A 12,556-nucleotide genomic window follows, 5' to 3' on the forward strand; every position below is an offset into this window, starting at 1 on the left:
TGCGGTGACAATAGCGAAGAGGATACACCTGTTCCCATACCGAACACAGAAGTTAAGCTCTTTAGCGCTGATGATACTTGGCGGGAGACCGCCTGGGAAAGTAGGACGTTGCCGCTTATTTTGGTCCTATGGTCAAGCGGTCAAGACACCGCCCTTTCACGGCGGTAACCCGGGTTCGATTCCCGGTAGGATCACCAAAGCAAACCTTACGATTATAATAATTGTAAGGTTTTTTTATTTTTTAAAAATAGAAAATAAAGTATAGATTCATTTCGTACATCAATATTAATAATTTGTTTAATTGACAATTAGACTTCTAAGTATTATACTAATGATTAGAATTCTAATTATTTTGTTGGAGGATATTATGTCATATCATAAATTGATGATGGAAAATCATACGATGTTTTCAAGAAAGGTATTTGAACGTCTTTCTGACAGATGTCTTTCTGTAGGCCAGCCTAAAGTTCTGGAATATTTGTATTTTAATGATGGGGCTATACAGAAGGATATAGCTGAAGCTTGTATGATAGAGCCAGCCACAGTAACGAGTCTTTTATCCAGAATGGAAAAGGGTGGCTTGATCAAAAGAAAAAGTAGAGTTGGTGATAAAAGATATATGTGTGTATATCTTACTGAAATAGGTAGAGAGAATAGCAAAATTTCTGTAGAGACATTGTCAGAGCTTGAGAAGATTGCTTTGAGCGGATTTTCTGAAGAAGAAAGGAAACGATTTGTTTCTTTTCTTGAGAGAGTTAATAGTAATTTGAAAGGAAAAGGAGGAGCTGATATTTAATGACTAAAGCTGAGATATTTAAGCGTTATTTAATTTTTACGATTGGTTTATTTGTGAGTTCTTTAGGTGTAGCAATAGTAACTAAGGCAGATCTGGGGACATCTCCGATTTCCTCTATACCGTATGTTCTGAGTTTGCGATATCCCCTAACTTTAGGGGAGTTTACTATAATATTTAGTATAGTTCTTATAATTTTACAGCTTATTATTCTCAGAAAAGATTTTAAGCCTGAATATATTTTGCAGGTACCAGTGTCTGTGGCATTTGGATACTTTATAGATTTCAGTATGTTTTTGATGAAGACTATGTCGCCTGATTTATATATTGTAAAAGTATTATATCTTTTGGTGGGTTGTGTTGTTCTTGGTATTGGAGTGTATTTGGAGGTGTTGGCTAATGTTGTAATGCTTCCGGGAGAATCTTTTGTAAGAGCGATTGTATATAAGCTGAAAAAGGAATTTGGCTTTCTTAAAATATTTTTTGATGTATCTATGACGGCTGTTGCTGCGGTGTTGTCGCTGATTTTTATGAGTAGGTTATCGGGTGTCAGGGAAGGTACTGTTATAGCTGCCTTGCTGGTAGGATTTATAGCTCGTTTTATAGGAAAAAGATTGTATTTTCTTCCGGAAAAGCTGTTTAGACAGTTTGCGGAAGAAAAGCAGAAGTGTGATGATATGATGGGAATTCCGGCAGGTATGGAGGAATAAAGAATGTTACTCCTGTTCCAGTATGGATTTTGCTGTGATGTATTTTTGGTGCCATAGTGATCGTTGTTTTTCTGTTATATTTTTACATTCTGACAGGCGTGTTTCATCTAAATTATGGGCGATATCAGCAAGTTTAACTATCTTTGCAATGGGGTTTTTCTTGATAGCACGAATGTAATCAAAATAATCGCTTCCTTCGGTGTGTGTCAGCAATCGGAGAGCCTCTGTTATTTTTTTTGGGAATTCTTTTTCCAAATCTTCTATAGTCACAGATGTATCTTCTGCTACATCATGAAGAAGGGCTGTACATATTGTGATCTCATCTTTCATTTGTTCAGCGAGATGATAAGGATGCAGTATATAGGGAAGACCGCTTTTATCAACCTGACCATGATGGGCTTTATAAGCAAGCTGCATGGCTTTGTTTGTCAATGATGTATAAATCATAAATTATCCTTTCAATAATATTCTTATGAGAATAAAAATAGGTATAGGTTTGTTTTTTGTATTCTAAAAGAAGTATATTTAAGTATTTTTATTTTGTCAATTATACTGGTGTTCATTTTCAACATTAGATAATATGTTCGAAATATTTGAGAATTGGTTAGTTTGACAACGAAAAATAATCGTTTTGATGTTTTGGTAACTGAAAAAAATAAAATAAACATGTAAAATAATGTTGTTGCTGACTTGTCAGTGGGATATTTATTAAACAAAAGAAATTCTTATTTGGAATTTGTGGAAGGAGAATTAAGATGAAAAACTTAAGATTGTCTTGGAAAATTTCCAGACTATCGAGAAAAATTTTTGCTGTAATGTTGATAGGTGTTTTAACCATAGGAGGAGCAGCGACTGCTTTTGCTTCTGATACATATACAAGTGAAAAGCGTAACCACGGGACTATATCTATCACAGCAGAAAATGAAACTAACAATACTATCAATATGAAGTTAGGTGATACTATAACTGTTACAGTATCGCCATACATACATGTGCAGTATGAGGGCTGCGGTACTACTCCGAATTGTCCTGATGTTTGCGGCGACATGCCCGGAAGCTGCTTTATAAAGAACTATGGATGCAATTGTAGTACAAGTCCTACAAAGCGCATTACGAAAGTGGAAACAGCTGTGACTAAGGAAGGAATAATTTCCGTAGGAGAAGCTAACGCTCTTGACAATATTAATGATAAGCCGACAGTAAATGATTTGGCAAGTAAGAGTGATGGAACGTTTACGATTACAGCAGATTCTGTAGGAACTACAGAATTGACTGTTGAAACATCCCTTAGAGATTGGGTTTCCAGTACTAAGAAATATACTGTAAAGGTGGATGAAAATGATAGTCAGGTGGCAGAGGTTATAGATTTTGATGCAGAGACGACCCATGCAGGCTTTGAACCGGGAGAAATAAATACCGTACAGACTCTCTTTGTTGATTTGACTTTTGAAAAAGAAATGAAAATTGTTGATAAAGAAAAATTGCTGACTGAGATGAATATTCTTTCAGATGCTTATGTTTCAGCGCAGAGCAGCGGAAAACTGGAAGAGGGAAACTCTTTCGTTGTCTTTGGTGCCGGATTAAAACCTGATCAGACGAATGTCGAGTTGACAAATAATAATAAGACTCTTAGGATAACTACGAAAGGCTGGGGCGCTCAAGTTGCTGGAATATTCAAAGCCTCAGGCACTTGGAAAAACTTGAAGAGTATTGATGGAGAAAATGCTGATATCAATGTAACTATTATTGTTCCAAATGGAATAACTACGGAAATCGTAAAACAGGTAGTAGCTACTAATGATGTAAATGCTTCTGTAACTACCAAGGTGATTAGACCAGAAGATGCTACAAGGGGAATGGTGCATTGGATGTTGCTTAAGAATGGTGAACCGGTAAAAGCGAAGTATGAAAGTGGATTGGGATTTAATCAGGTAGGCGCAACTTTTAATGCACATTTGCATAATTTTGCTACTGATATGGCGGAGGATTTTGCTAAAAATAGTGTTAATACTATGATGCCAATGTTAGGTGATTATTATGATATTGACTACAAAGAAGGGAGCGATGAATTTACTGTTACAGCTAAAGAATCACAGCCTGGAGATGTTCTTGAATTACACATTTATAGTTATCTTAATAATGGCAGTAAGACCATTAATCTGGATGATCTGGAAAAGGGCATTAGTTCTGCAGAAAATATAGATAAAGATCTCTATACAGAAGAAAGTTATAAAGTGTTTTCGGATGCTCTTGCCAAAGCACAGATTATAGACAAAGCTCCTAAATATTACGCTCAGACAGATGTTGATTTTGCGGCGAAGCAGCTTTTAAATGCACAAGGAGAGCTGGTAGCTGTTGATCAAAAAGATCCAATAATACCTGAAGAAGATAATCCTCAGCAGGGAGGCGGTAATACTGATCAAAATCAGGTTAATGAAAATAATAATAACGGTGATAAGTCAGCGGAAACCGGAGATGGTTCTTTTGCAGGAGTTTATGCAGTACTGATGGTCGCAGCGGCTTGCATTGCAGGCAAAGTATTGTATCGTAAGAAATATCCAAAAGTATAGATTGTGCGAATAGATATATCGGTAAAGATTTATATTAAATAATAAAATAAACGAAGTTTTTGCAAATTATTTTACAACTCTTCGTTTATTTTTTATGTGATTCATAATAAAAACCCATTGAAGTGATTATATTCAATGGGTTGCATGGTGCGCCTTGAGGGACTTGAACCCCCACGGTCTCCCACTAGAACCTAAATCTAGCGTGTCTGCCAATTCCACCAAAGGCGCATATTATATAGGCTGACTTAATAAGTATATGTGGTTTTGTAAGTATTGTCAATTAGAAATTTACAGTAATTTATAGTATTTTGTGAAATTTATTTTAGGTATTATAAAGCACCTAAAAGATTAAAATAAGAAGGGTGTTGGTGGTATTTTTGTATAGAAATATTGTGTGCAGAAATAAGCTTTACAGATTTTTATATGTTATAAAAATTTAGCACTCTATTTAATAGAGTGCTAAAAAACTGTTGACTTTTGGTATTTATAGGTATACAATGAAATTAATAAAAATAATGTACCTAATTAGTACATTATTGTTCGGGGGTGAAGTTTATGAACATAGATAAATATACGCAAAATGCACAGGGAGCAATAATAGATTGCCAGAATATAGCAATAGAAGAGGGAAATCAGCAGATAGATGGGGAACATCTCCATTTGGCGCTGCTGATGCAGAAAGATGGGTTGATTCCCAAATTGCTGAAGTTCATGGAAGTAAATACAGGTGAGATAATAGGAGCTCTGGAATCAGAAATAGATAAGCTTCCTAAAGTTTCCGGAAGTGCTGAAAGTATGTACTCTACAAGGCGACTTCAGCAGTTATTCCTTAATGCTGAAAAGAAAGCAGAGAAAATGAAGGATGAATATATAAGTGTAGAACATTTATATCTGGCCCTTCTGGACGAGAGGAATACACCATCAGCAGTTATATTCAAAAGATATAATATTACAAAGGACAGGTTTCTTGATGCACTTAATAAAGTGCGGGGGAATCAGCGGGTTACGAGTCAGAATCCGGAGGAAAATTATGATGCGCTAAATAAATATGGCAGAGACCTTGTGGAGATGGCAAGGGATGGAAAACTGGACCCTGTTATCGGAAGAGATGCGGAGATAAGGCATACTATACAGATTCTTTCAAGAAGGACAAAAAACAATCCTGTGTTAATCGGTGAGCCGGGGGTCGGTAAAACTGCTGTTGTAGAAGGTCTTGCCCAGAGAATATTAAATGGAGACGTTCCTGAAGGCTTGAAAGACAAAACTATTTTTGCCCTGGATATGGGTTCTCTTATAGCAGGGGCTAAATTCAGGGGGGAATTCGAAGAAAGGCTTAAAGCTGTACTCAATGAGATCGAAAAGTCTGAAGGTCGGATAATTCTTTTCATAGACGAGATTCACAATATCGTTGGTGCAGGAAAGACCGAAGGTGCAATGGATGCCGGTAATCTGCTGAAGCCGAAACTTGCAAGAGGTGAGCTGCATTGCATAGGAGCTACGACCTTAGATGAATACAGAAAATATATTGAAAAAGATGCGGCTTTGGAAAGACGTTTTCAGAAAGTACTGGTGGATCAGCCTACGGTAGAGGATACTATTTCTATATTAAGAGGGCTGAAAGAAAGATTTGAGATTCATCATGGAGTAAGGATTACTGACAGTGCTCTGATAGCATGTGCGACACTTTCTGACAGATATATAAGTGACAGATTTCTTCCGGATAAGGCTATAGATCTGATGGATGAGGCAGCTTCGAAAATAAGAACCGAGATTGACAGTATGCCGGCAGAGCTTGATGAGATTTCAAGAAAGATTATGCAGCTTGAGATAGAGAAACAGGCTCTCGGAAAAGAAACTGATGCCGGTTCCAAATCACGACTGGCAACTTTAGAGAAAGAGCTTTCACAGCTTAAAGATGAAAGCAATGCTATGCGTGCTCAGTGGGAGGGCGAGAAAAAAGCCATAACCGAAGTTAAAGCAGTTAAACAGCAGATAGAAGATGTTAAACATCAGATGGAGGAGGCCGAGAGGAATTATAATCTTGAAAAGCTTGCACAGCTTAAATACGGAACATTGCCTGAACTGGAAAAGAAATTGGAAGCAGAAAAGGGAAAAGCTGAAGAAGCTGAAGAGTCAAGGCTCCTTAAAGAAGAAGTAACGGAAGAAGAGATAGCTGAAGTAATTTCAGGCTGGACAGGTATACCTGTAAGTAAACTGGTGGAAAGTGAGAGAGAAAAGCTCCTTAAACTTCCTGAAATACTTCATAAGAGAGTAATAGGTCAAGAAGATGGAGTAAAAGCTGTCGCAGAGGCAGTATTGAGGGCCAGAGCGGGGCTTAAAGATGAGAAGAGACCGATAGGATCATTTATTTTTCTGGGGCCTACCGGTGTAGGCAAGACAGAGCTGGCAAAAGCATTGTCAGAGGCACTGTTTGATTCAGAGAAGAATATGATTCGTATAGATATGTCTGAATACATGGAAAAACATTCAGTTTCAAGGCTCGTAGGAGCTCCTCCGGGATATGTGGGATATGATGAAGGAGGACAGCTGACGGAAGCAGTAAGAAGGAAACCTTATAGTGTTATCCTATTTGATGAGATTGAAAAAGCTCATCCTGATGTATTTAATATACTTCTTCAGTTGCTCGACGACGGCAGACTTACAGATAATCAGGGGAGAACGGTAGACTTTAAAAATACTATAGTGATTATGACTTCAAATATCGGGAGCAATTATTTAATCGATGGTATAAGGGCTGACGGAACGGTAGATGAGGAAATTAAAGAAAAAGTTGAAAATGAGACTAAAAAATATTTCAGACCTGAATTTCTCAACAGAGTCGATGAGATTGTAGTATTTTCTCCTCTTACTGAGAGTCAGATTGTAAAGATAATAGAACTTGCGATGAAAGATATAGAAAAGCGTCTTGAAGAAAGAGGCATCAAGCTTACACTTACAGATAAAGCAAAAAAATTCATTGCTGACGAAAGTTACGATCCGTCGTACGGAGCAAGACCTGTAAAAAGATTTCTCCAGAGAAATGTAGAGACAGAGCTGGCAGGTGAGATTATACGTGGAACCGTTAAGGATGGAGATGATGTGATAATTGATTGTAACGGAGAGAAATTGACATTTGCGGCAAGATAAGGGGTATATGTAAATATACAAAGATGATAGGGCGTTTCCCGGAAGGGAAGCGCCCTATTTGATATTTTCGGTGCATTTAGATATAATGCAAGTCGGAGGTATCATATGAGCAAAGGAATATTACTTATAGAAGATGATAAGAGTTTAAACAGAGCCGTGAGTCTTAAGCTGTCAAAAGAGGGATATGAGGTGTATTCGGCGGAAACACTGAAAGAGGGATGGGAGCTGTATCAGTGTCAAGATATAGTTCTTATAATTTGTGACATAGGGCTTCCTGACGGCAGCGGTCTGGATTTTTGTTCAAAGGTAAGGGCTATAAAAGAAAGAACGACTGTTTTTTTATTTTTAACGGCTATGGATACGGAAACTGATATAATTATGGGTTATGAAGTGGGAGGGGATGACTATGTTACAAAGCCCTTTTCACTGGCTGTACTTATATCTAAAGTAAATGCCATGATGAACAGATATTGTGAAAATATTTTGAGCATCAGAAAAAGTAAAAATGATAGTTGTATCATAAAATCAGTGGATATAATCTTTGATAAGGAAAAAAAATTTGTAATAAAAGGAGGAGAACAACTTTTTCTTACAGCTAATGAACAGAGACTCCTCTTGTATTTCCTTGAGAACCCAATGAAGGTGCTGTCAAAAAATCAGCTGCTTGAAGCTGTATGGGATGTTGACGGCAATTTTGTAGATGATAATACGGTCGCAGTCAATATAAGAAGACTCAGGGAGAAGATAGAAGAAAATCCTTCAAAACCATCTATTATAAAGAATATAAGGGGCTTGGGATATATTTGGGAGAGGAAATGTGAGAAACTATGAAAAAAAGAGTCTTAATATTTACAGGGATTATCCTTATTATAACTGTCTCACTGGGGATTTTCGGCGGCATTGTTATATATAAAGCTGACAGATTTGAAGTAAGACGGGTACAGAATATGGCCGGAGCCGTTATATCTGAGTATCCACAGGCTGAGAGTATATTTATTGATGCTGCGATTGATGAAGCCTTTAAATATGAAGCCGAAGGAGCAGATATACTGTCTTCTTACGGATACGATGAAGATATGCATGTAAAAGATCAGTATAAAACGCTTATATATGTATATTCGGGCATGATTATTTTACTTTTTCTGCTTTCTCTTGGAGCCGGATATGGGATATTTGTTTACATATCGAGGAATCAGAAAAAAAGGGAGAAACTACTGCTTTGCATGCTTGATGACTGTATTTCAGGTGATTTTGAATTCATTGATGATGAGAAAAATTTCGAATTGTTGGAAGGATCAGCTCTTTTAGATTCGCTGATGAAGCTGGCGGGAAGTCTAAGATTGAAAACTGCCAGATTGAATGAAGAACGTGATAATACAAAGACTCTTGTTACAGATATATCACATCAGCTGAAAACCCCCATAAGTGCAATGAAAGTTTGCTTTGATATGTATCTGGAAGCTGACAGCGATAGTGAAAAGAAGGAATTTCTGGACAGAAGCATGACACAGATGGATAAGCTGGAAAGTTTGACAGCAGCTTTGATTAATATATCAAGGCTTGAAAACAATATGATATCACTGAACCCTGAAAAGGTACATCTGCAAAGACTTTTAATAGATGTGGTGAACACAGAGTATTACAAAGCGTCGGTTAAAAATATAGAAGTAGAAGTGGAAGAATTTAAAGATATAGAGCTTTTTATAGATAAAAAATGGACAGTGGAGGCGATTGCCAATATCGTGGATAATGGAATCAAATATAGTCCGGAAGGCAGCCGGATAAATATAAAAGTAACAAAAATGTTTAGTTTTGTAAGAATAGAGATAGAGGATCAGGGAATAGGTATACCAAAGGAAGACCGGAATAAAATTTTTTTAAGGTTTTTTAGAGGCGATAGCGATATTGTAAAAGGTCAGGATGGTTCCGGCGTCGGTCTTTATCTAACAAGAAAGATATTAGAAGAGCAAGGAGGAACGGTATCAGTAAAGTCAGGAGGAGAAGGAAGCACTTTCGTAGTTCAGATACCTTTGTAAGCTAAATGTAAGATTCTTTGTAAGTCTGTCGTAAGACTGATGATATAAAATGTGGGATATAAGGAAAGAGGAGGTTTGACATAATGGATATAATATTAGAAACAAAGGATCTTTGCAAATACTACGGTGAGGGTGAGAACCTTGTAAAGGCTGTAGATAAAGTAAATATACAGATACAGCAAGGTGAATTCGTGACAATAGTAGGTAAGTCAGGAAGCGGAAAGTCTACGCTTCTTCATATGCTGGGTGCTCTGGATCGGCCCACATCAGGTCAGGTGTGGTTGGCGGGCAAGAATATAGAAGGATTCTCTGAGGATGCTCTGGCAAAAATACGGAGACGTAAGATAGGGTTTATTTTTCAGGCTTTTAATCTCGTACCGTCTCTTAACGTATGGGAAAATGTTGTTTTGCCTATAGGTCTTGACGGTAGAGCTGTGGATGTAGATTTCGTGAAGGATATCCTAAAAACACTTGGTCTTGATGGTAAAGCGAGAAATCTGCCTAATACCTTATCAGGTGGTCAGCAGCAGAGAACAGCCATAGCCAGAGCAATAGCTGCAAAACCATCCATAATTCTGGCAGATGAGCCCACCGGAAATTTGGACAGTAAAACAGGTGATGAGGTAATGGCGCTGTTGAAATTTTCAGCGAAAAAATATGGTCAGACCCTTGTGGTAATAACACATGATGAGGATATTGCTCAGATGGCTGACAGAACTATTATCATCGAAGATGGCAAGGTGGTGAAATAAAATGATGACGTCACTTGCCAAGAGCAGAATAAGATATAACAAAAGCCGTACTGTGCTTACTGCCATAGCTATAATACTTACAACAACGCTTCTTATGGCACTGGGGACATCGGCTATAGGTCTTTTGAACTTCAATAAGATGCAGGCAGCTGAAACAAGCAATCTGCATGGGTCATTTGGCCAGCTTACGGAGGATCAGGTAAATAAACTTAAGAATCATGCAGATATTGAATCTCTTGAGATCAACGAAATATTTGCTACCGTAGAGCATGGCAAAATGAATGGATTTCTTACATATAAGGAAAATGTGAAAGAGGGGATAACATATGGCGTAGGAGAGATCACAGAAGGGTCTTATCCAAAGAAGATAAATGAGATCTGTGGTCCGGCATCTTTTTTTCGCCAGCTTGGAGCAAAGGCTGATATCGGAAGTAAAGTGAAGATCGATTTCAGAGTACAAGGTGAAGGCGTTATACAGACAAGGGAATTTACTATAAGCGGACTGGTTTCTGAACGGGATATATCTAAACTTAACATAAGTGAAACACGTTTGTCTTACGGAGCTAATATTTCGGAAGAACTTGTTAATGAATTACTGCCTAAGGGTGACCGTGTTTATAATGCTTCTGTACGTGTTTTTGGAGAACATGATCTTAATTATGATGAGATATGTCAGAAAATAAATGATGTGGCGGCTGATATAGGCTGCAAAGAAATTAATGTTTCTCTAAATAAAGAGTATCTTAGCACGGTGACGGACCCGGGAATGGAAACGATAAAGATAGTTTCGGCTATAGCTTTTGTAATAGCGGTATTTTCCGGGATGGTGATATATAGCATATACTATGTAGGGATTATTACAGATGTTCAGGAAATAGGAAAGTTAAAGGCTCTTGGAGCATCCAAGAAACACATAAAGCGTCTTTTGTTCAGGGAGGGAATGTTTGTATCGGTTTTATCTGTGCCGATAGGATTGATACTCGGATATCTCATACCGTACTTCATCATGCCTGTAGTTTTGAAAAAAGGTTTGGAAACAAGTCTGATTAATATGGATTTTAAGCGGCCTGATATGTTTTCTCTTCCGGTGCTTTTGGCAGTAGCAGCAGTGGTACTGCTTACTGTTTATATTTCTCTTTTGAAGCCTATGAGAATGGCAGCTAAAATATCTCCTATAGAGGCTATGAGATATCAGGAAAGCAGTAAAGAAAAAAAGCTGCGAACCGGTAATATTAGTATAAGTCTGTTTAGGTTAAGTAAAGCAAATCTGACCAGAAACAAAAAACGTACGATAGTAACGATGGTTACCATGGCGCTCAGCTGTGTATTATTTATGAGTGTTGCAGGTCTTCTTAACAGTATGCGTACTGAAGATATCGCAGATCGAAATATGGAGGGAAGTGATTTCAGAATTTCACTGGATTATGCTCTGGATGATGAACAATATCCGGAGAATAACCTTGAGAATATAAATAAGAATAATCCTTTTTCTCATCAGTTCCTTGAACAAATAAAAAATATAGATGGTGTTGAGAATATACGTAAAGTTCACCAAGTTCCCGCAAGTTCAGATTATCCTTCAGAGATGTTTGCGGAAGGGCGGAAGATAACTATCTCTGAGTTTACAAGAGAGAAGGCTGATGAATACCGCAAAGACATGGAAAAAGGAGAAATAAAATACGATGAAATGGTTTCTCAAAACGGAGCTGTGTTCACATCGGATGTGTTTTGGGATGATTATAATATCAAACTTAATGAGGATATGAATCTGACTGTATATGATGGAGATCGCAAGATACCTTTGACTGTCAAGGTTCAGGCTTCAGTAAATGATGGAGGGGCATCAATATTAATGGTGCCGGAAGGTGTATATGATTCCTTAGAACTGAGAAACGACAGTACAACAGATATTTTCATCGATGTAGATAAGGATAAGTATGATGATATAAAGTCGCAGATTCAAGAAATGATAGATTCTCAGGATAAGTTTGAACTGTATTCGAGGGATGAAGAGATATCTATAGGAGATATGAGTGTCAGTATGATCAAGTATCCGATGTATGTAATTTTGCTGATGATAGCTGTGATAGGATTCATGAATCTGATAAATACAATGATTACAAGCATTATTACGAGAAAGCAGGAGCTTGGTATGCTGCAGGCTATAGGATTATCAGACAGACAGCTGACGAGAATGTTAGCGGGAGAAGGTATGGTATTTACAGCGGGTACTCTTTTGGCATCTATGACTTTAGGAAATATTTTTGGATATTTGATATTTCTTTGGGGTAAGAATTCACATTTTATGAGTGTAACTGAATATCATTATCCTGTCTGGGAAACGGTTGCTCTTGCGGTACTTCTGATAGTGGGGCAGATGGCAATAACTTTCTTTATAGGAAGAAGAATGAGAAAAGAAAGTCTTATAGATAGAATAAGAAATGGAGAATAGGTAGCTATGTCAGGAGCCGGGCGCATTGTTTATGCTCGGATCCTGATTTTTTTATGTTAAAACTGTGCTGTTCTGATCATTTGTCTGTGGAAAAAG

At 37.5% G+C, this 12,556-nt stretch carries 9 protein-coding genes, 2 tRNA genes and 1 rRNA gene; 10 read left to right on the forward strand and 2 right to left on the reverse strand.

Going from position 1 to position 12,556, the window contains the following annotated elements:
• The 4 genes from rrf to H8692_RS05165 all read left to right on the forward strand — a co-directional run bounded on the left by rrf (nt 1) and on the right by H8692_RS05165 (nt 1,503).
• Nucleotides 1-117, forward strand: a 5S ribosomal RNA gene (gene rrf / locus H8692_RS05150).
• A gap of 5 nt (nt 118-122) precedes the next feature.
• Nucleotides 123-197 (forward strand) — tRNA-Glu (locus H8692_RS05155).
• A 170-nt stretch (nt 198-367) separates the two neighbouring features.
• Nucleotides 368-796, forward strand: coding sequence for a MarR family winged helix-turn-helix transcriptional regulator (locus H8692_RS05160; protein WP_243206923.1), 429 nt, complete (start codon nt 368-370; stop codon nt 794-796).
• The gene (locus H8692_RS05165; protein ID WP_243206924.1) at nt 796-1,503 is read left to right on the forward strand and encodes a YczE/YyaS/YitT family protein; all 708 of its coding nucleotides are present in this window, start codon (nt 796-798) and stop codon (nt 1,501-1,503) included. The genes H8692_RS05160 and H8692_RS05165 overlap by 1 nt, the downstream gene beginning before the upstream one ends.
• Nucleotides 1,504-1,509: 6 nt before the next feature.
• Here the strand turns inward: H8692_RS05165 and H8692_RS05170 are convergent, their stop codons facing one another.
• Entirely contained in the window at nt 1,510-1,950 is a 441-nt protein-coding gene (locus tag H8692_RS05170; RefSeq protein WP_177270223.1) for an HD domain-containing protein, read from the reverse strand.
• A gap of 308 nt (nt 1,951-2,258) precedes the next feature.
• On the opposite strand from H8692_RS05170, the gene H8692_RS05175 reads away from it, so the two are divergent.
• Nucleotides 2,259-4,073, forward strand: coding sequence for a hypothetical protein (locus tag H8692_RS05175; RefSeq protein ID WP_187525136.1), 1,815 nt, complete (start codon nt 2,259-2,261; stop codon nt 4,071-4,073).
• Between the two features lie 145 nt (nt 4,074-4,218).
• Here the strand turns inward: H8692_RS05175 and H8692_RS05180 are convergent.
• Nucleotides 4,219-4,301 (reverse strand) — tRNA-Leu (locus H8692_RS05180).
• Nucleotides 4,302-4,628: 327 nt separating this feature from the next.
• Here H8692_RS05180 and clpB point away from each other — a divergent pair.
• From clpB to H8692_RS05205, 5 genes are all read left to right on the forward strand, one after another.
• Complete coding sequence (gene clpB / locus H8692_RS05185) at nt 4,629-7,220, forward strand: ATP-dependent chaperone ClpB (protein WP_177270219.1); 2,592 nt, start codon at nt 4,629-4,631, stop codon at nt 7,218-7,220.
• Nucleotides 7,221-7,325: 105 nt separating this feature from the next.
• Nucleotides 7,326-8,051 (forward strand): response regulator transcription factor, encoded by a 726-nt coding sequence (locus H8692_RS05190; RefSeq protein ID WP_187525137.1) that lies wholly within the window; start codon nt 7,326-7,328, stop codon nt 8,049-8,051.
• Nucleotides 8,048-9,256 (forward strand): sensor histidine kinase, encoded by a 1,209-nt coding sequence (locus H8692_RS05195; protein ID WP_187525138.1) that lies wholly within the window; start codon nt 8,048-8,050, stop codon nt 9,254-9,256. The genes H8692_RS05190 and H8692_RS05195 overlap by 4 nt, the downstream gene beginning before the upstream one ends.
• Nucleotides 9,257-9,339: 83 nt before the next feature.
• Nucleotides 9,340-10,008: an ABC transporter ATP-binding protein gene (locus H8692_RS05200; protein WP_177270199.1), complete on the forward strand. Its 669-nt coding sequence runs from the start codon at nt 9,340-9,342 to the stop codon at nt 10,006-10,008.
• Between the two features lies 1 nt (nt 10,009).
• Nucleotides 10,010-12,460, forward strand: a complete 2,451-nt coding sequence (locus tag H8692_RS05205) for an ABC transporter permease (protein ID WP_187525139.1) — start codon at nt 10,010-10,012, stop codon at nt 12,458-12,460.
• The last annotated feature ends 96 nt before the right edge of the window (nt 12,461-12,556 follow it).

Source organism: Lentihominibacter hominis, assembly GCF_014385065.1.
Lineage (GTDB): Bacteria > Bacillota > Clostridia > Peptostreptococcales > Anaerovoracaceae > Lentihominibacter > Lentihominibacter hominis.

Bases quoted from the DNA above. Each gene is read 5' to 3' on its own strand.
- H8692_RS05205 (WP_187525139.1), top strand. From the start codon at position 10,010: ATGATGACGTCACTTGCCAAGAGCAGAATAAGATATAACAAAAGCCGT.
- H8692_RS05165 (WP_243206924.1), top strand. From the start codon at position 796: ATGACTAAAGCTGAGATATTTAAGCGTTATTTAATTTTTACGATTGGT.
- clpB (WP_177270219.1), top strand. From the start codon at position 4,629: ATGAACATAGATAAATATACGCAAAATGCACAGGGAGCAATAATAGAT.
- H8692_RS05200 (WP_177270199.1), top strand. From the start codon at position 9,340: ATGGATATAATATTAGAAACAAAGGATCTTTGCAAATACTACGGTGAG.
- H8692_RS05175 (WP_187525136.1), top strand. From the start codon at position 2,259: ATGAAAAACTTAAGATTGTCTTGGAAAATTTCCAGACTATCGAGAAAA.
- H8692_RS05170 (WP_177270223.1), bottom strand. From the start codon at position 1,950: ATGATTTATACATCATTGACAAACAAAGCCATGCAGCTTGCTTATAAA.
- H8692_RS05190 (WP_187525137.1), top strand. From the start codon at position 7,326: ATGAGCAAAGGAATATTACTTATAGAAGATGATAAGAGTTTAAACAGA.
- H8692_RS05160 (WP_243206923.1), top strand. From the start codon at position 368: ATGTCATATCATAAATTGATGATGGAAAATCATACGATGTTTTCAAGA.
- H8692_RS05195 (WP_187525138.1), top strand. From the start codon at position 8,048: ATGAAAAAAAGAGTCTTAATATTTACAGGGATTATCCTTATTATAACT.